Origin of the sequence: Phyllobacterium pellucidum (assembly GCF_013327855.1) — a bacterium.
GTDB classification, from domain to species: Bacteria; Pseudomonadota; Alphaproteobacteria; order Rhizobiales; family Rhizobiaceae; genus Phyllobacterium; species Phyllobacterium pellucidum.
In genome coordinates, this window is record NZ_JABUMX010000003.1 from 125,856 (window position 1) to 145,287 (window position 19,432).

Genomic DNA, 19,432 nt, shown 5'->3' on the forward strand with positions numbered 1-19,432 from the left:
ATTCTAGGACAATCCGAGTCTAGTCATGAAACGGATCGGTAACAAGTATCGTGTCGTCGCGTTCGGGGCTGGTGGACAGCAAAGCGATCGGCGCGCCGATCAATTCCTCGATATAGCGCACATACTTGACTGCCTGCGCCGGAAGCTCGCTCCAGCTCCGTGCGCCGGCCGTGGTTCCCTTCCAGCCTTCGAGCGTCTCGTAGACGGGCTTGACGCGCGCCTGCTGACCCTGCCCCGCCGGAAGATAATCGATTACTTCGCCGTCAAGTTCGTAGCCGGTGCAAACCTTGATCTCCTCTAGTCCATCAAGGACATCGAGCTTTGTGAGCGCGATCCCGCTGATGCCGTTATTGGCAACCGCCTGGCGCACCAACACCGCGTCGAACCAGCCGCAACGGCGCTTGCGCCCGGTAACCGTCCCAAACTCGTGGCCGCGCTCGCCGAGGAACTGCCCGACTTCATTCTGCTGTTCGGTCGGGAAGGGCCCCTCGCCGACGCGTGTCGTGTAGGCCTTGGTGATGCCAAGCACATAATGCAGGGAGCCAGGGCCAATGCCCGAACCTGCGGAAGCCTGCCCGGCAACAGTGTTGGATGAGGTAACGAACGGATAGGTGCCATGGTCTATGTCGAGGAGCGTGCCTTGCGCCCCCTCGAAAAGGATACGCTCGCCTGCCCGCTTCTTCTGGTCGAGCACATACCATACACGGTCCATGAAGGGCAGGATGTGCGGCGCGGCGTCGTTGAGTTCAGCGAGAAGTTTTTCCCCATCGACCTCTTCGATGCCGAGACCACGGCGAAGCGGATTGTGGTGCGCGAGCAGGCGCTCGATCTTTGCCGGGAGCGTGTCCGGATCGGCAAGGTCGAGAACATGAATGGCGCGTCGTCCCACCTTGTCCTCATAGGCTGGACCAATGCCGCGGCCGGTGGTGCCGATCTTGGTGCCCGCGTTCGAAGCTTCCCGCCGCCGGTCAAGTTCGCCATGGATCGACAGGATCAGGCTCGTATTTTCGGCGATTTTCAGCGTATCCGGGGTAATGACAACGCCCTGGGCTTCCAGTTTCTTCTTCTCGGCGATGAAGGCATGCGGATCGAAAACGACGCCGTTGCCGATGATCGACAGCTTGCCGGGACGCACGACGCCGGAGGGCAGGAGTGACAGCTTATAGGTGACGCCATCGACGACCAGCGTATGACCTGCATTGTGACCGCCCTGAAAGCGAACGATGATATCTGCCCGTTCGGAAAGCCAATCAACGATCTTTCCCTTGCCCTCATCGCCCCATTGGGAACCGATCACAACAACATTTGCCATTCAAAACTCCTCGAGTCATAACCTCGTCGTGCATTTTTCTTCAAATGCGGTGCTTCTATACAGGCTGGTTCATAAAAGCGCGACAATTCTTTCGGCTATCACGCAACCTATTTACCTTTATCCTGGCAATAAACGTACCTGCCGTTGCATCCAGATAGTGGTTTCGCAACCACCCCGAATAGATTGCAAAACATGAATCGTACCGCCTACATATTTCTGCTGCTAACCGCGCTTTTTTGGGGCGGCAATGCTGTGGCCGGCAAGTTTGCAGTCGGCCATATCTCGCCGATGCTGCTGACGCTTTTGCGCTGGCTGCTCGCCTTTCTGATCATCGCCGCCATCAGCGTCAGACAATTGCAGCGCGACTGGACTATGCTGCGCAAACATTTGTGGTTACTCGCCGCCCTCGGCGCTTTCGGCTTCACCTTCTTCAACATGGCGCTCTACAGCGCACTCAACTATACGTCCGCGATCAACGTCACGATCGAGCAGGCCGGCATACCCATGGTGATCTTCGTTGCAAATCTCCTGCTGTTCGGCACGCCCGTTCGCGCCGGGCAGATCATCGGCTTCAGCCTTTCGCTCGTTGGCGTGGCGCTGACCGCGGGGCACGGCAGCTTTAGCCAATTGGCCCGGCTTGAAGTCAATTTCGGCGATGCGCTGATGATCCTCGCAGTCCTGCTCTATAGCGGTTACACGGTGGCGCTGCGGTTCCGGCCCGCCATCAACTGGCAGAGCCTGATGACGGCAATGACCTTCTTCGCGTTTCTGACCGCGATCCCGTTCACGCTCTGGGAATGGCAGCGCGGCGCGCTGATGCCACCGGACACGACCGGCGCCATGGTCGTCCTCTATACCGCTATCTTGCCTTCACTTGCCGCACAGGTGCTTTTCCTCAAGGGCGTCGAATATATCGGCGCCAACCGCGCCGGCCTCTTCATCAATGCGGTCCCGATCTTCGGGACGCTTCTCGCGGTAGCCTTGCTCGGCGAGGAGTTCCACCCCTACCACGGCATCGCCCTTGTGCTCGTGCTTGGCGGCATCTGGATCGCCGAACTCAGCGGCCGCAAGCACGCCGCGATCAGCGAAGCTGGCGGACCATGAAACGCGCGTCCTCCGAATAGGTTTTGAGCTTTGCTTCAAGCTCTGGCAGGTTTTCTGTCTTGAAGCCCTGCTTTTCCCAGAATCCAACCGAGTTGTTGACCGAGACCAGAGACATATTGGCAAGGTCTTCCCGCCTGGCCTGCTCGGCAAGAACGGCAACAATGCGGGCCGCCGCGCCGCTACCGCGGGCCGTCGGCATGAGGGCGATATCGTGCAGGTAGTAGGTGGAAGGGTGGGTGGGTAATTCGACGAGCAGGCTGTTGAGCGCAGGCATCGCATAGAGTTGCCACGGGTGGGTGACCGCGTAGCCGTGAAGAGCGCCTCCCGGCGATTCGAGCACAAAACAGCCGTCGCCATAAAGCCGCATGCGCTCGCGGAAAACGCTGTCATCCTCCGGAAAATCCGGGTGGATGACTTCGGCCATGGCATTGATGGAAGCGAGGTCGCCCGCTTCCATCAAACGCCAACGGAGGTCGGTGTGTTCGGATGCCATGACCGACATCCGTACTATCAAGCGATGTTGAATTCCAGCGGCTTGGCCGAAACAATTGCTTTGTTGACCCGAAGTTCCTCAAGGACATTGTCCGGGATGCGCTCGTCGAGATAGAGCATGGCAATGGCATTGCCGCCGGGCGCATCGCGCCCAAGCGCGAAGTTGGCGATGTTGACCTTGTTGTTGCCGCAGATCGTACCAAGCAGGCCGATCATGCCCGGCGTATCGTTGTTGGTCGTATAGAGCATATGCTGCCCGACTTCCGCGTCGAGGTTGATACCCTTGATCTGGATGAAGCGCGGCTTGCCATCGGAGAAGCAGGTGCCGGCGATCGAGCGCGTCATCGACGCCGACTTCACAGTCAGTTTGATATACCCGTCGAACACGCCGGATTTGTCACGACGGATCTCGGAAACGATGATACCGCGTTCCTTCACCATGATCGGCGCGGAAACCATGTTCACATCGGCGACCTGCGGGCGGATGAGACCGGCGAGCGTCGCGCTAAGCAATGCCCGCGTATTCATCGCCGCCGTCGCTCCATCGAACAGCACTTCGACTTCCTCGATCGGCTCTTCCGTGACCTGGCCGACGAAAGCACCCAGCACTTCGGCAAGCTTGACGAAGGGCTTGAGGCGCGGCGCTTCTTCCGCGGTGATCGAGGGCATGTTGATCGCGTTGGAGACCGCACCCTTGATCAGGTAATCCGACATTTGCTCTGCGACCTGCAGGGCGACGTTTTCCTGCGCTTCGCTGGTCGATGCGCCAAGGTGCGGTGTGCACACGACGTTCGGCAGATGGAACAGCTCGTTATCCGTAGCAGGCTCGACTTCGAAGACATCAATGCCGGCGCCAGCGACCTTGCCGGATTTGAGTGCGGCAACGAGGTCCTTCTCGACGATGAGACCGCCGCGGGCACAGTTGATGATACGCACACCGTCCTTCATCTTTGCGATCGCGTCGGCGTTGATGATGCCGCGCGTCTTGTCGGTCATCGGCGTATGCAGGCTGATGAAATCGGCACGGGTCAAAAGCTCGTCGAGTTCGACCTTCTCAACGCCGAGTTCCTCCGCCCTCCCCTCGGAAAGGAACGGATCGAAGGCGATGACATGCATCTTGAGACCGACGCCACGCGTAGCGACGATCGAGCCGATATTGCCGCAGCCGATAACACCGAGCGTCTTGCCGGTGATCTCGACACCCATGAAACGGTTCTTTTCCCATTTGCCGGCGCGAGTTGAAGCATCGGCCTCAGGCAATTCGCGGGCGACGGCGAACATCAATGCAACGGCGTGCTCAGCCGTGGTGATCGAATTGCCGAAGGGCGTATTCATGACGATGATACCGCGGCGAGAAGCGGCCGGGATGTCGACATTATCGACGCCGATACCGGCGCGGCCAATGACCTTGAGGTTCTTCGCTGCGCTAATCAGCTTCTCGGTGACCTTCGTCGCCGAGCGAATGGCAAGGCCATCATATTGGCCGATGACCTCAAGCAGCTTGTCCTTGTCCTTGCCTAGATCCGGCAAGTAATCGACTTCGACACCGTGATCCTTGAAGATCTGGACGGCGGTGGGGGAGAGTTTGTCGGATACGAGTACGCGCGGTGCCATCATGGCCTCCATCGTTGAAATCGGATAAATGGGAGGAGCGGCCGCAATGCTGCGGCCGGCTTTAGCCTGGAGACCTAGGCGGCCTTCTTCAGTTCGGCCTTCTGGGCTTCGAACGCCCAATCCAGCCACAGCATCAAGGCCTCGAGGTCAGCCGTCTCGACAGTAGCGCCGGCCCAGATGCGCAGACCCGACGGAGCATCGCGATAGGCGCCGATATCGTAGGCGACCGCTTCCTTTTCGAGGGCAGCGACGAGGTTCTTGGCAAAGCTGGCCTGAGCGTCGGCGTCAAGCGCGGTGATCTCAGGATCGACGATGGTCAGGCAAACGGAGGTGTTCGACCGGGTTGCCGGATCCTTTGCCAGATTGGCAAGCCATGGCGTACGTTCGACAAAGGCGTTGATCGCCGCGAAGTTCCTGTCGGCGCGGGCAACGAGTCCATCGAGGCTTCCCACCGACTTCGCCCAGTTCAACGCATCGAGGTAATCCTCGACGCAGAGCATCGAGGGCGTGTTGATCGTCTCGCCGGAGAAAATGCCTTCGATGAGCTTGCCGCCGGAGGTGAGGCGGAAAATCTTCGGCAGGGGCCAAGCAGGTTTATAGGTTAAAAGCCGCTCGACCGCGCGCGGGCTGAGGATGAGCATGCCGTGTGCACCCTCGCCGCCGAGAACCTTCTGCCAGGAGAAGGTGACGACATCGAGCTTGGCGAAATCAAGGCGCTGTGCGAATGCGGCCGACGTTGCGTCGCAGATGGTGAGGCCCTTGCGGTCCCCAGGGATGAAGTCGCCGCTCGGAACGCGCACGCCGGACGTTGTGCCGTTCCAGGTAAAGACCACGTCGCGGTCGAAATCGATCTTGGAAAGGTCTGGCAGTTCGCCGTAGCCGGCTTCGATCGTGCGGGCATCGGCGAGCTTCAGCTGTTTGACGACATCAGTCACCCAGCCGGCGCCGAAGCTTTCCCATGCGACCATGTCGACGCCGCGCTCGCCCAGCAGTGACCAGAGCGCCATTTCGACGGCGCCCGTATCGGAGGCCGGAACGATGCCGATGCGGTAATCGGCAGGAACCTGCAAAATCTCACGGGTAAGGTCGATGGCCTGCTTCAGCTTGGTCTTGCCGACCTTGGCGCGATGCGAACGGCCAAGCGCTGCATCGGAAAGCGCCGCAAGCGACCATCCGGGACGTTTAGCACAGGGACCTGATGAAAAATTGGGATTAGCCGGGCGCTGGGCCGGCTTTACAAGCGTAGTCATGTTTTCTCCTATCCTCACAGATAGCACGCCTCTCGTTGGGGAGAGGTGGCCCACTCCGGGACCTAGGAGAAATGTCGCTGGCAGTCAAGAAATATGTTTGGCTGCGACATGAATTTCTGGCGAACTTCAAACGAAAACGGCAGGTGCTGGCACCTGCCGTTGAAGTTCGATGGCTCACTCAATCAGAAAGCGTAACGAACGCCGACCTTGAAGTCATGGGAGGTAATATCCTTGAACTTGAAGGGTTCAGGATTTTCGCGGGTAAGCGAGTTGATGTAGTTAAAGGCATTGTCGGTCTTGCCGTCGCCGAGATCGACATAGCTGTAGCCGATATCGATCGTCATGCGATCGGTAGCCTTGATGCCGACACCGGCATGCAGCGCCCAGGCGAGCTCCCACTGCGAGGCACTGCCGGCATAGCCGCCGCCGCCAGTAATGATGTTATTGTCGGTGAAGCCCGAAATCGTATTGCGCGACGCGCCGATACCGGCGCCCACATAGGGCGTGATTCCGGCATAGGTGCCAAGGTCGGCATAGGCATTGGCAAGGAACAGCCATTCCGACTTCTTGGCATGGTATTCATTTGTGGCCGCGTCATCCGTCGTGGTGAGGTCGCCATCGATATCGTAGAAGTCCAGCGCACTGAAATCGGTTTTGCCACGATATTGCCCGGTCACGTCGGCACGGAGCCAGTCGTTGAATTGGTAGCCGATACCGATCTGCGCCGTCATGCCGGCATCGAAGTCGCCATCATTGAAAAAGGTATGATAGGCGGGATCAGCAAACCCGACATAGTCGAGATGATCGAACTGCTGGTTGCTCATGCCGATGTCGCCGCGCAGATACCAACCGCCGAAAGGCGCCACTTCCACCACCGGATCCTGGATCATGTCCGCCGCGAGGGCCGGTGCCGCGCCCAGGCTCATAATAGCTGCGCCCATGGCAGCAAATTTGTTGAATGTGCTCATTACTCTATTCCTCACAAAGCCCCATGGTTGGAAAGCGCGGCGATTGCCACAGATGGTTGTGAGGGAAATATGGGCGTAAAAGGTTAAGTCCCGCTTAACCGTGTTTGTTCACCATGTCTATTAAGGTTAATGGAATACAGCTTTGAGTAGATTGAGACCCTTAACAACAAAACGGGCCCGAATGGGGCCCGTCTTCGTTATGATTTGTTAATGGATTGCGGCCGGCTAGGCCGCCGAAGACGAAATCACGGAAATGATGTCGTTGACCACCGCCTCGACCAGCTTGCGGTCGTCGCCCTCCGCCATGACGCGGATCAGCGGCTCGGTGCCGGACGGGCGGATCACAAGGCGGCCGGCCGTGCCGAGACGATCGCGCGCTTCGTCGATCGCGCTTTTCACGTTCTTGTTTTCAAGCGGCTTGCCGCCGGTGGTGCGCACATTCTTCAAGAGCTGCGGCACGGGGTCGAACTTGCGGCAAACCTCGCTGACCGGACGTCCCTGTTCCTGCACGACAGCGAGTATCTGCAAGGCCGAGACCAGGCCGTCGCCCGTTGTCGAGAAATCGGACAAAACGATGTGACCGGACTGCTCGCCCCCGACGTTGAAGCCATGGTTACGCATGTGCTCGACCACGTAGCGGTCTCCAACCTGCGTGCGGGCAAGGGTCAGTCCCCGATCCATCAAGAAGCGTTCGAGCCCGAGATTGGACATCACGGTTGCAACGACGCCGCCGCCGACGAGCCTATCCGTCTCCTGCCACGATTGGGCGATGACCGCCATCAACTGGTCGCCGTCGATGATGGCGCCATTTTCATCGACGATCAGCACGCGGTCGGCATCGCCATCGAGCGCGATGCCGATATCGGCCCGCACCTCGTGCACCTTCTTGATCAGGCCGAGCGGATGGGTCGAACCGCAGTCTTCATTGATGTTGGTGCCGTTCGGCTTATCGTTGATTGTGATCACTTCCGCGCCGAGTTCCCAAAGGGCGGCCGGAGCGACCTTGTAGGCCGCGCCATTGGCACAGTCGACGACGATCCTGAGGCCCGAGAGCGAGATATTCTTAGGCGTCGTGCGCTTTGCAAATTCGATGTAGCGGTAGATGTCGCCATCGACACGCTTGGCGCGTCCGAGATTGTCGAAACTCGACAGGCGATCCGACAGGTTCTCGTCCATCAGACGTTCGATCTGCAGTTCGATCTCGTCGGAAAGCTTGAAGCCGTCCGGTCCGAACAGCTTGATGCCATTGTCGAAATAGGGGTTATGCGAAGCCGAGATCATCACGCCGATATCGGCGCGGAGCGAGCGGCAGAGCATTGCAACAGCGGGTGTCGGAATCGGGCCGAGCAGGAATACATCCATCCCGGTCGAGGTGAAGCCGGCGACAAGGGCGTTCTCGATCATGTACCCTGAAAGCCGCGTATCCTTGCCGATAACGACGCGGTTGCGGTGCTCGCCGCGCTTGAACGTAAGGCCGACGGCCATGCCGACTTTCATTGCGATGTCGGGGGTCATGGGATAGGCGTTTGCCTGTCCGCGAATGCCATCCGTGCCGAAATATTTGCGCGCCATGCTGGTTATCCGAATTTAGGGCTGTCTCATATCCGGAAAGACAGGAATGCAGCCTCGTGTGCCTGACTTTGGTCTTGTGAAGCTTATTGCAAAAGACCTTCTATTCCGCATCTCACAATTTGTGTAGCGATTATACTTAGAGCCAATGCATGAACAATTCGTACAAACGGCCGGTTTTCACCGGCCGTTTGTAGAAGTTGCATCCACCATCAGGATTGTGGCTGGGGCTCAAGACCCTTGTCGGGCTCATCGCCCTTGCGGGGCTTCTTGGCCGATCCGGCTTTCGGAACAGCCGATCCACGCGAAGGGGGCGTATCGTCGCCGAGGTCGCGGGCGGGCTTGCCGCCGGCCATCAATGCCTTGATTTCCTCGCCCGTCAGCGTCTCATATTCGAGGAGGCCTTCGGCGATGGCGATCCATTCCTTTTTCTTCTTGGTCAGGATGGAACGCGCGTGATTATAGGCATCGTCGATGAGCTTGCGAACTTCCGCATCTATCAATTGCGCCGTTTCTTCCGAAACGTTCTGCGTGCGGGCGACGGAATGGCCGAGGAACACTTCTTCCTGGTTCTCGCCATAGGCGACCTGCCCGAGCTTGTCGGAAAAGCCCCAGCGCGTGACCATGGCACGAGCAAGCTTGGTGGCCTGTTCGATGTCTGAGGACGCGCCGGAGGTGATGTTCTCCTTGCCGAACTTGAGTTCTTCGGCGATGCGCCCGCCCATCATGATCGCAAGGCGTGAGATCATCCACTTGTAGCTCATCGAGTAGCGATCGGCTTCCGGCAACTGCATGACCATGCCGAGCGCACGGCCGCGCGGAATGATCGTTGCCTTGTGCAGCGGATCGGCAACTTCGACGTTGAGTGCGACAATGGCGTGGCCGGCCTCGTGATAGGCGGTGAGTTCCTTCTCGGCCTGCGTCATCGCGGTCGAACGGCGCTCCGCACCCATCATGATCTTGTCCTTCGCATCCTCGAACTCGAGCATGGTGACAAGGCGCTTGTTGCGGCGGGCAGCCATCAGGGCAGCTTCGTTGACGAGATTCATCAAATCGGCGCCGGAGAATCCGGGGGTGCCGCGAGCAAGAATTTTGAGGTCGACATTCGGTGCCAGAGGGACGTTGCGCGCATGCACCTTCAGGATCTTTTCGCGGCCAGTGACGTCCGGATTGGGAACGACGACCTGGCGGTCGAAACGGCCCGGACGCAGCAGCGCAGGATCGAGCACGTCGGGACGGTTGGTTGCGGCGATCAGAATAACACCCTCATTGGCCTCGAAGCCGTCCATCTCGACCAGCAACTGGTTGAGCGTCTGTTCGCGCTCGTCATTGCCGCCGCCGAGACCAGCGCCACGATGGCGACCGACCGCGTCGATTTCGTCGATGAAGATGATGCAAGGCGCATTCTTCTTCGCCTGTTCGAACATGTCACGGACACGGGACGCGCCGACACCAACGAACATTTCAACGAAGTCGGAACCAGAGATGGTAAAGAACGGAACGTTGGCCTCGCCGGCAATGGCGCGGGCCAGCAATGTCTTACCTGTGCCGGGAGGGCCTACAAGCAGCACACCGCGCGGGATGCGCCCGCCCAGCCGCTGGAATTTCTGCGCGTCGCGCAGGAATTCGACGATCTCTTCGAGATCTTCCTTGGCCTCATCAACGCCGGCGACGTCCTGGAAAGTCACCCGCCCATGCGCCTCGGTCAAAAGCTTGGCCTTGGACTTGCCAAAGCCCATGGCGCCACGCGATCCACCCTGCATCTGGCGCATGAAGAAAATCCACACGCCGAGGATGAGTATCATGGGCAGCCAGGAAATCAGCATGCCGACGAGCGAAGTGGACCCATCGGTCTCCGGACGCGCGGCGATCTGGACATTCTTGCTTTCGAGACGGCCGACAAGTCCGGCGTCGCCGGGCGAATAGGTCTGGAAGGTCGAACCATTGTCCGAGTAGGTGCCGGTGATGCGGTTACCGGAAATCGTAACCGATTTCACACGGCCGCTATTCACGTCGGTAATGAACTGCGAATAGGGAACATCACTCGATGCCGAGCGCGAGGTGGGGCTTTGAAAAAGGTTGAACAACGCGATCAGCAGCAAGGCGATAATCGCCCACAGAGCGAAGTTCCTGTAGTTAGGATTCATATCGGGTCCCATCAATCACAACCGCAAGGATGCGGAATTTTAACGTAACATAGGTTCGAAGCGTGGCCTTGCCAAGGCTGGCAGTCAAACTGAGGTCAATTCTTGTTAATCTGGTTTACAGGCAAACCCTTATAAGGCGGTAGGAAAAACAGTTCGGCAAGGACTCTGGCCAAGCTGATATCATAGCCTGAAAGGATATGGTCGAACAGGGAAAGGTGCCGCGCGAGAGCGATGCCGGCAGGCAACTTAGCGTGATCGTCGCGGCAAATTACGCTGGTTATCTCGCCTTCGTTTACAATTGCAGGCGAGGATTTCAGGGCACCGGGATGAATGTTGGTGGATCGTTCTTCTCCGATCGATCCTGTATTCCCTTTCCCGACTGGTACGATCTCGACCGGATTTTTCGTCCAGTTGGTGAGCCGATAGCGCCCGTCCCAGATAGCGGTTTCGCCAGCCCCAACGCTGATTTCAGGCAGCGACCGCAGTTCGCGATAGATGAAAGCCCTGTCTCGCTTTACCTCAATCACGCAGCGGCCGAGCGATACGCGCCGGAACGTCCCATTTCCCGCAATATGCTGGATGGCCCTGTTACAAAGCTCTGCCGCCGGCAGCATCGATAGGCCCCCCATCGCCGCGAGAAGGACGCCAACGGCAAGGCGTCTGTCATCCCTATCGCTGGCAAAAGCCGATCTTTCGATTTCGGCGAGCGTGCCATCGTGCACCGCGACGCTTTTCTGCAAAAGTGCGACGGCGCCGATATTATGCGCCATGCGCTGCTCGGTCTTTATCGCAATATTCGCGAGTAAAGCTGCGCGCTCCTCATCGCGCAGCGCCTTGCGGATGCGCACGCGTTCATACTTCGGGTCTTCGTTGGATGGATCATCGCGCCAAGCGATGCCGCGAGACCGCAAATAGGCGCGGAGCGCGTCGCGGGTTATCCCGAGCAGGGGCCGCATCAGCCAGATCTCGCGTTCGAACAATGTCGCAGGCGCCATGCCGGCAAGACCCCTGTCGCTGCCTCCGCCATTTGTTCGCAAGCGCCGCATAGCATAGGTTTCGATCTGGTCGTCCTGCGTGTGTCCCGTCAGGATCACGTCCGTATCCGCCTCCCGGGCCGCCTGGCAAAGAAGGCGATATCGGGCGTCGCGCGCCGATGCCGAGAGTGCGGTCTGTGGCTTGGGCTCATCCCAGGCAAGAGTCCGGTGCTCGACGCCGAGTTCTGCGCACAGCGTTGCCACATAGCGCGCTTCTTCGGCGGCTTCCGGGCGAAGGCAATGATCGACGGTAACGGCAATAATGGCTGGGAACTGCGGCCGGGAAGCGCACAACTCTGCGAGGAGATGGAGAAGCCCCAGAGAGTCGCTGCCGCCGGAGACGGCGACGATGACCGAAGTCAGTCCCTCGAAATGGACAGAACCAAAAATACGTTCCGGATCGAGCCCTGTCTCAGCACTTGTTGGCGGCACGCTCACTCTTCACGCGCTCCTTGATCGCCGGCGTAATATTCGGATAGCGCGTTGCGACGGAGGAAAAGGTGGCGCAGGCGACGTCATGATCGCGCATCTTGGCGAGAGTCATGCCGAGCTTCAGCAGGTTCTCCGGGCTCTTCTTCGAATCCGGATACTGCTTGTGATTGTCGAGGAACACCGATGCCGCATCCTGATATCGGCCTTGCCCGTAAAGCGACTCGCCGAGCCAGTAACGGGCATCGGGGTCGGCCGGATCCTTGGGGAACCGGTCGACATGATCGCGGAAGGCAAGTTCCGCGCTCTTGTAGTCGCCGGAAAGGAATAGCTGATAGGCCTGGTTGTAAAGCACCTTGGGATCGTCGGTTTGCGGCAAGGCAGCAACTGTCGTGTTGTCAGCCGGCGGATTATCGCTGGCATTTCCACCGATCACGTTGCCATTGGCATCAAATTCGATCTGCCCGAGGTCGCGCGGCGGCGCGCCGAGTTGCTCGGAGCCGGACAAATCGACCTGGGGATCAATAGCAGCGGAATCGGTGGTCTGGGGCGCGGCCCGCGACGAACCGGAAGAGGCAGAGGCATCCGACGATGCCTCCCCCGTTGTTGTTCGCGGCGATGGCGCGGATGCGACCGTGCGATCGCTCTTGCCGCCAGCGTCCGACCGCTTGCCCTTTTCCAGCTCCTGGAAGCGGAACTCGTTGTCTTCCTGTACTTTGCGCATCTGCTCCTGCATTTGCAGGATCTGGAAGTTCAGTTCCTCAACCTTGCCGGTGAGCTGCCTGATCTGCTCCTCGAGCTGGCTCACCCGCGGATCGCCTGCCTGAGCCAGGATGACGGGAGCTTTGCTGGGTGCAATCTCCGCCTTTGGCGCAGGCGGAAAAAATCCACCGCTCAAATCCATGGCGTGGCCGACGCCGGTTGCCAGAAATGGCATAACCGTCAGTGCCAGAACCATTCTCTTAAGTCCTTTGTTCATTCCTTTTACCGCCCCTGATATGGGAATTGAAACACCGCCATGATTGCGGCCGCCCTATCTAACACGAGCAATGTGACTTCGGCCAAATTTTGTTAGCCTTGCGTCAAAACAAAAAAAGCGGCCCGAAAGCCGCCTTTTCCGTCTATAAAATCGAAGCCTGCTTAGCTGCCAGCGCCGCCGAGAACGGTGATGGCGCGGCGATTCTGCGACCAGCACGATTCGCTGTCGCAAACGGCAACCGGACGCTCGTTACCATAGGAGATGGTCTTGATGCGGCCAGCTGGAACGCCCTGAGATGCCAGATAGTTGCGTGTCGCAGCAGCACGGCGCTGACCGAGAGCAAGGTTGTACTCGCGCGTGCCGCGCTCGTCGGCATGGCCTTCGACGGTGATCGCATAGTTCGGGTAGCGCTTCAGCCACTGTGCCTGCTTGGACAGGGTCTGCTGTGCATCACCACGGATGACCGAGGAGTCGACATCGAAGAAGATGCGATCGCCGACATTGACGGTGAAGTCTTGCGTCGAGCCCGGTGTCGCGCTGCCAGCAAGGCCAAGGTCGCCGGCGCTGTTGGGCATGTTTTTCTTCGAGGCGCAACCCGCGATGGCGAGAGACATGAACAGTGCAACGACAAGTGGACTGCGTGCGATCATTTCGAACCGGCGCATGGCCTGGACTCCTTAAGAACTGAATTGTTTCGGTGAACAACCAGTAACCATATTGAGGTTAAGGCGAGTTCAAGAAACAGGGTTAATCCCCTCTTAAAACCAGGATTAACGGCGAATCGAATGCGTATTTCCGTACCTCTAAGGCAAACAATGCGGCGGAAAAACGACATTCGCGGCGAATGTCGGGGGACATCGCCGCGAATGCAGAGAAGAGCTCCTGATGGCTGGCAGCCACTATTCGAGAAGCGGAGACCAGGCCGGGTCCGACGAGAGGTTCGGGGTCTGGATCTGGCGAATATTGCGGCCAGTCAGATCGACCGTCATCAGATGCGGGCTGTTCGAGCCGGGCGGCTGGCGGAAGAACATCAGCACGCGGCCATTAGGCGCCCAGGTCGGGCCCTCATCGTGGTAGCCGCTCGAAAGGATGCGCTCGCCCGAGCCGTCGGTCTTCATGACGCCGATCGAGAATTCGCCGCCCGCCTGCTTCGTGAAAGCGATCAGGTCGCCGCGCGGTGACCAGACCGGGGTCGAATAGGAACCGTCGCCGAAGGAAATGCGCTGCGGGTTCGAACCATCCGCGCCCATCTTGTAGATTTGCGGTCGGCCGCCACGATCGGATTCGAAGACGACCTGCGTGCCATCCGGCGAATAGGATGCGCCGGTATCGATCGCAGACGTGCTGGTCAGGCGCGTCGTCGTGCGGCTGCGCAGGTCCATGGTGTAAATGTTGGCGCTGCCGTCTTCCTGGAGCAGGCTCATGACGACCTTTTGCCCATCGGGTGAAAAGCGCGGTGCGATAGTCATGCCGGGGAAGTTGCCGACGAGTTCACGCTGGCCGGTCTCGAGTTGCAAGAGGTAAATCTGCGGCTTGCCGCCTTCGAACGACATATAGGTGATTTCCTGCCGGCTCGGCGAGAAGCGCGGTGTCAGGACGAGGTCCTTGCCGTTGGTGAGATAGCGCGTGTTGGCACCGTCCTGGTCCATGATGGCGAGACGCTTGACGCGTTTTTCCTTGGTGCCGGACTCGTCGACATAGACGACGCGGGTATCGAAATAGCCGTCCTCGCCCGTCAGTTCCTTGTAGATCGCGTCGGCGATGATGTGGGCGACCCGGCGCCAGCTTTCCGGCGAGGTGAAGAACTGCTGTCCGATCAATTGCTTACCGGCGAAGGTGTCCCACAGGCGGAACTCCGCCTTCAGCCTGCCGTCGCCCTGCTTGGTGACGCGGCCGGTGACAAGCGCCTGGGCATTGATCACCTTCCAGTCTTCAAAGCGCGGCGCAGCATCGGGGTTCGAGATCTTTTCGATGAACGCACCCTTTTCGATCGGCGCGAAGAGGCCGGACCTCTCAAGGTCCGCAGCAATCACGCCGGAAATATTGGTCCCAAGCTGATCACCGGAGAGAAAATCTGTAATCGCGATGGGCATGGGTTCAACCACGCCCTTGGTGATATCGAGTTTGAGCTGCGCGCGCGCCGGGAGCGTTGCAACAGCCAACAATGCGATAATCATCGCGAAAGCGGAAAGAATTGTCCGGGTCGTTCTAAGCATAAGTTCAGGGCCCTCTTTTGGCTGGCCAATTGTCATCATCAGGTCGTTCCTGGATAGAAAGTCAGTTCAACATCTTTCCAGGTATCATATTTGTCTTGCGGCAGATTGAACGGCACCGAGCGCATGACCGCGCGCAATGCACTGCTCTTGATCGCGTTCAGGAGACCGGGTTCACCGCCACTGCCGCTCACGACCGGCGAACCTTCGATCTCGCCACTCGGCGTGAGCTTGAACGAGACGATGATCTTCATATCCGGATATTCCTCGGCACCCACCGGCTTGTTCCAGTTGCCCTCGATGGCGCTGCGCAATGCATCCATTTCGCTCTGGCTGAGCTTCGAGCCGCCCGTCGCCTTGTCGGCGCCAAGAGAAGCCCGGTCCGTGGAGCGCTTGGCACCGCCTGCGGATGGCTTCTGGTTGTTGAGCAATTCCGCAACCTCGTCGGCTATGCCCTTCTCCTTGGAGGGTTTGGCCGCCGTCTGCGTCTGCTTCGGCTTCTCAGGTTCCTTGCGCTCCGGAGTCTTTGCCGTCTGCGCCGGCTGGGTAGGCTTTGCTTCCGGCTTGGCGACATTTTCGGGAAGCTTGAAGGTCTCTTCCTGCGGTACGGGATCGGGCTTTGCTTCAGTAATGGCCGCGGCCACGGGGTCAGGTTTGACTTCCTGCTTGGGCGCAGGCTCCGGCTTCACCTCCGTGGCGGGCACGGGTTCAGGCTTCGGTTCCGGCTTGACCTCGGGTTTCGGCTCAGGCTGCGGTTCCGGCTTTGGGACAGGCGCTTCCGATGGCTTCGGCGCTTGTGCGGATTCCACCGGCTTGGGCTTTATTTCCAGCGTCTCCTTGGTCTTGGTGTCGAGGTCACTGTCGCCGATATTCTGGGCGTCTAGCTGGGTCTGCGGCTTCTCGGCGGGCTTCGGCGCGGGCTTTTCGGCCTTCGGCGCCTTCTTGTCGCCCTGCTGCAGCTGGGTGATGGATTCGACGGGAACGATATCGATAGGCATGGACTCGACGTCCGCGACCATCGGGGCGGGCGCGGAGAACGTCAGCAGCCCCCAGCCAAGGATGGCGGCATGAATAACAGCAGAGGATACGACACTGCCCTTCATTTCGCTTAGCTATCCTGCTCCTGAAGACTGACCAGACCAATATTCTTGAATCCGGCCGATGAAATGCGCGCCATGACCTTCATCACCGCGCCATAATCGGCTGTCTTGTCACCGCGAACGAAAATGCGCTCATTATAGCCGGTCTTGGCGATTGCCTGCAGTTTCGGGACAATTTCCTCGATCGGAATTTCCGTGTCCTCGATGAAGATCTGTCCCTGCTGGTTGACCGAAATCGTGATCGGTTTGGTATCGGTATCCAGCGCCTTGGCGGCGGTGTCCGGCAGGTCGATCGGCACGCCAACCGTCATCAGCGGCGCAGCGACCATGAAGATGATCAGGAGAACCAGCATCACGTCGACCAGCGGCGTGACGTTGATTTCACTCATCAGCGCCTTGCTGGCCCGACCGCGGCGTCGGCGTCCGCCTGAAGAGCCATTGTTTCCCATTGACATGCCCATGGCATCAATCTCGCAATTTCAAGTATCGGTTACGCAGGCGGTCATTCAGGTCCGCGGCAGCTTCTCATCGATTTGCCGCGAGAGTATGGCGGAAAACTCGTCCGCAAAGCCTTCCATGCGTGCTGTAAGCTTGCCGGCATCGCTCGACAATTTGTTGTAGGCGATAACGGCTGGAATAGCGGCGACAAGGCCGATAGCCGTTGCCAGCAGCGCTTCGGCAATACCAGGCGCCACAACGGCAAGGCTGGTGGACTTGGAACCGGCAATCGCCATGAACGAGGTCATGATGCCGATGACGGTGCCGAAGAGACCGATGAAGGGGCCGGCGGAACCGATCGTCGCGAGAAATGTCAGGCGGGCGGCGAGATAGTCGCTTTCGCGCGCCAGCGCCACGTCCATCGCCTTGTCGATGCGCATCTGCAGGGCGATTGGCGACCGGGCACCCTTTTCGAATGACTTCTTCCATTCACGCATGGCGGCGATGAAGATCGAGCCCATGCCGGTGGTGCGCTTGTCGCCAAGGTTGCGATAGAGCTCTTCGAGCGACTGGCCCGACCAGAAGACCTGTTCGAAACGGTCGAAGGCGCGCTTGGCGCGTCCGAATCCGAGCGCTTTGTCGATGATGATCGCCCATGTCCAGATGGACGCACCGAGAAGCCCGATCATCACAAGCTTGACGATAAATCCGGCTTGCCAGAACAGTCCCCAAAGCGAAGTATCTGATGCTTGAACGGCAACCGCTAAATTTTCCATAACCACAACCCTCGAATCCGAAAACCCGGCATGTTGACCGGGGCGCAATCGTCTCTCACTCCAGATGAGCCACGCTAGTGAGACCGGATTTTTCCAGTAACCACACCGCGGCTTCTCACGGTTAATTTTGGTAAAACGAAGGCGTTAACGCAAAACGCCCCGTTTGATGACCTTATTCATGGTTTGTTATGGTTAAGGATCAGTTATGATTCAGCCCGGTGCGTGATTTTAAATTATCGAGGCTAAGATTGCGGCTTGAAAAGCTTGATCCATTCTGCGGGAAACCTTCGCGGCCGCCCGGCGCCATTGACAAGGGCGGCTTCGACCCTTGCCGCGATCAAGAGTTCTTCACCGCGTTTGATCGATTGCGCCATGCGCACGCGCGCACCCGATATCTCCGCCGTATGGGTCTCCACCGTCAGGACATCGTCGATACGCGCCGCTGAGCGAAAGTCGATCTCCATGCGCCGCACCACCCAGACGATGCTTTCACCGAGCTTGCCGTCGGCCAGTTCCGAGTGGTGCACGCCGAGAAGCCGCAGATAGTCGGTGCGCCCGCGTTCAAGAAATTCGAGGTAGCGGGCATGGTAGACGACGCCGGAAAAATCGGTGTCCGCATAATAGACGCGGGCAAGCAGCCGGTGCCCGATATCGGTCAATTCTCCGGCGAGACCATCCGTTAAGGAAAGAATATTGTTTTCGCTCATGGTTCTTTTCTTTTGCCGGGTAGGCGGGCATTTTGTCCAGACCCGGATGGAGGACGTGAAGGAATTGGCGTTTCGATTGTTTCACGTGCTTTTCGCATTTGCATGCCTGCTTGTCACTGTTGCAACGGCATCGACCACCGCCTTCACGATGCACCGCGGGGTCAATCTCGATCCATGGGTCACCTGGCCGCTTCCCGAACGTTGGGACGATGAAGAAATCCTCACCAACTTTCCGGAGTGGCGCCGCAATACTGGGCTGGAAGACCTGCAGGCAATCCGCAAGGCGGGCTTCGATTTCGTCCGCATGCCTGTCGATCCTGCCATCTTCCTGCAGGATGCCTCGGAGGAGCGCGTCAGGAAGCTGCTTGCCGCAATGCTCCGATCCATCGACTTGCTGCATAAGGCCGGTCTCAAGGTGGTCGTCGACATGCATACGATCCCGAGCGACAAGCGGAAAATCGGCACCAACCAGATTTCGTCGGATCCGGCCCTGTTTGCCCGTTATCTCGACCTGGTAGGGCGCCTCGGCCGCGCCCTTTCCATCACCGATCCCGCGCTCACTGCCTTTGAGCCGTTCAACGAGCCGGTGGTGGATTGCGATTTGGCAGTCTACCCAAAATGGTCCGCCTTGCTGGTGCAATTGCATGCCGCGGCGCGCAACGCATTACCCAATCACACGCTGGTTCTCTCTGGCGGATGCTGGGCGAGCGCTTACGGTCTGATCCAGATCAATCCGACGACCGTCGCGGATGACAATGTGATCTGGACCTTCCACTCGTATGAGCCCTATATTCTTACCCATCAGGGCGCAGGATGGACGGGCGATGCCATGGCCTATGTCGAGGGCCTGCCCTATCCGCCTGACAGGCTCGGGGAAGAGGGGTTTCACGAGGTTCTCGAAGAAGCCCGCCATCGCATCGAGAAGCAGGCGCCAGAGGACAAGCGCAAGGCCCTTCTGAACAATCTCAACGAAATGGCCGATGGGATTGCCGATGATGCCAAGGCGCTGGCGAGACTGAACGAGCCGTTCGATCAAGCGGATGCATGGAGCCGTCAGTATAATATTGCCCCGGAACGGATATACCTTGGCGAGTTCGGAATGATCCGTCAGGAATATGGCAAGAATTTCCTCATGCCGGCCGAGTGGCGCGCCGCTTACATGAAAGACGTGGTTGCGGCGGCAAACAAGCGTGGCTTTCCCTGGTCCGTCTGGTCGTGGGGCGGCGCCTTCGGCATCACCCTTGCCGACGACAAGCGGGTTTTCGATCCGGTTATCCTCGAAGCGCTGAAAGCTGAATAA

General features: G+C 58.9%; 17 protein-coding genes. 2 read left to right on the plus strand and 15 right to left on the minus strand.

What is annotated here, in order from left to right; translation table 11 throughout:
* Positions 1-19: 19 nt before the first annotated feature.
* Positions 20-1,312 carry an adenylosuccinate synthase gene (locus HQ945_RS13890; RefSeq protein WP_174208199.1) on the minus strand — a complete coding sequence of 431 codons (1,293 nt, stop codon included), beginning with the start codon at positions 1,310-1,312 and terminating at the stop codon, positions 20-22.
* Between the two features lie 192 nt (positions 1,313-1,504).
* On the opposite strand from HQ945_RS13890, the gene HQ945_RS13895 reads away from it, so the two are divergent.
* Positions 1,505-2,416 carry a DMT family transporter gene (locus tag HQ945_RS13895; protein WP_174208200.1) on the plus strand — a complete coding sequence of 304 codons (912 nt, stop codon included), beginning with the start codon at positions 1,505-1,507 and terminating at the stop codon, positions 2,414-2,416.
* On the opposite strand, the gene HQ945_RS13900 is transcribed toward HQ945_RS13895, so the two are convergent.
* The 14 genes from HQ945_RS13900 to ybgC form a co-directional block, all read right to left on the minus strand.
* Positions 2,394-2,909 carry a GNAT family N-acetyltransferase gene (locus tag HQ945_RS13900; protein WP_174208201.1) on the minus strand — a complete coding sequence of 172 codons (516 nt, stop codon included), beginning with the start codon at positions 2,907-2,909 and terminating at the stop codon, positions 2,394-2,396. The two genes, HQ945_RS13895 and HQ945_RS13900, sit on opposite strands and share 23 nt — an antisense overlap.
* Positions 2,910-2,926: 17 nt before the next feature.
* The gene (gene serA, locus HQ945_RS13905; protein ID WP_027231273.1) at positions 2,927-4,522 is read right to left on the minus strand and encodes a phosphoglycerate dehydrogenase; all 1,596 of its coding nucleotides are present in this window, start codon (positions 4,520-4,522) and stop codon (positions 2,927-2,929) included.
* Positions 4,523-4,596: 74 nt separating this feature from the next.
* Positions 4,597-5,772: a phosphoserine transaminase gene (locus HQ945_RS13910; protein WP_113281542.1), complete on the minus strand. Its 1,176-nt coding sequence runs from the start codon at positions 5,770-5,772 to the stop codon at positions 4,597-4,599.
* Between the two features lie 182 nt (positions 5,773-5,954).
* Positions 5,955-6,740, minus strand: a complete 786-nt coding sequence (locus HQ945_RS13915; RefSeq protein ID WP_081815817.1) for an outer membrane protein — start codon at positions 6,738-6,740, stop codon at positions 5,955-5,957.
* A gap of 225 nt (positions 6,741-6,965) precedes the next feature.
* Positions 6,966-8,312, minus strand: coding sequence for a phosphoglucosamine mutase (gene glmM / locus HQ945_RS13920; RefSeq protein ID WP_027231270.1), 1,347 nt, complete (start codon positions 8,310-8,312; stop codon positions 6,966-6,968).
* A gap of 209 nt (positions 8,313-8,521) precedes the next feature.
* Complete coding sequence (gene ftsH, locus HQ945_RS13925; RefSeq protein ID WP_027231269.1) at positions 8,522-10,456, minus strand: ATP-dependent zinc metalloprotease FtsH; 1,935 nt, start codon at positions 10,454-10,456, stop codon at positions 8,522-8,524.
* 95 nt (positions 10,457-10,551) lie between these two features.
* Positions 10,552-11,928 carry a tRNA lysidine(34) synthetase TilS gene (gene tilS, locus HQ945_RS13930; RefSeq protein ID WP_174208202.1) on the minus strand — a complete coding sequence of 459 codons (1,377 nt, stop codon included), beginning with the start codon at positions 11,926-11,928 and terminating at the stop codon, positions 10,552-10,554.
* Positions 11,903-12,898: a tol-pal system protein YbgF gene (gene ybgF / locus HQ945_RS13935; RefSeq protein WP_027231268.1), complete on the minus strand. Its 996-nt coding sequence runs from the start codon at positions 12,896-12,898 to the stop codon at positions 11,903-11,905. The genes tilS and ybgF overlap by 26 nt, the downstream gene beginning before the upstream one ends.
* Positions 12,899-13,059: 161 nt before the next feature.
* Positions 13,060-13,563, minus strand: coding sequence for a peptidoglycan-associated lipoprotein Pal (gene pal, locus HQ945_RS13940; RefSeq protein ID WP_036813673.1), 504 nt, complete (start codon positions 13,561-13,563; stop codon positions 13,060-13,062).
* Between the two features lie 234 nt (positions 13,564-13,797).
* A complete protein-coding gene (gene tolB / locus HQ945_RS13945) occupies positions 13,798-15,114 on the minus strand; it encodes a Tol-Pal system beta propeller repeat protein TolB (protein ID WP_027231266.1) in 1,317 nt (438 codons plus the stop codon).
* 38 nt (positions 15,115-15,152) lie between these two features.
* Positions 15,153-16,214, minus strand: coding sequence for a cell envelope integrity TolA family protein (locus HQ945_RS13950; protein ID WP_113281540.1), 1,062 nt, complete (start codon positions 16,212-16,214; stop codon positions 15,153-15,155).
* 5 nt (positions 16,215-16,219) lie between these two features.
* The gene (gene tolR, locus HQ945_RS13955) at positions 16,220-16,672 is read right to left on the minus strand and encodes a protein TolR (protein ID WP_027231264.1); all 453 of its coding nucleotides are present in this window, start codon (positions 16,670-16,672) and stop codon (positions 16,220-16,222) included.
* Between the two features lie 45 nt (positions 16,673-16,717).
* On the minus strand, positions 16,718-17,425 hold the full coding sequence (tolQ, locus tag HQ945_RS13960) for a protein TolQ (RefSeq protein WP_027231263.1): 708 nt from the start codon (positions 17,423-17,425) through the stop codon (positions 16,718-16,720).
* Between the two features lie 242 nt (positions 17,426-17,667).
* Entirely contained in the window at positions 17,668-18,132 is a 465-nt protein-coding gene (gene ybgC, locus HQ945_RS13965) for a tol-pal system-associated acyl-CoA thioesterase (RefSeq protein WP_113281539.1), read from the minus strand.
* On the opposite strand from ybgC, the gene HQ945_RS13970 reads away from it, so the two are divergent.
* Positions 18,119-19,432, plus strand: coding sequence for a glycoside hydrolase family 5 protein (locus HQ945_RS13970; protein WP_162737251.1), 1,314 nt, complete (start codon positions 18,119-18,121; stop codon positions 19,430-19,432). The genes ybgC and HQ945_RS13970 overlap by 14 nt on opposite strands.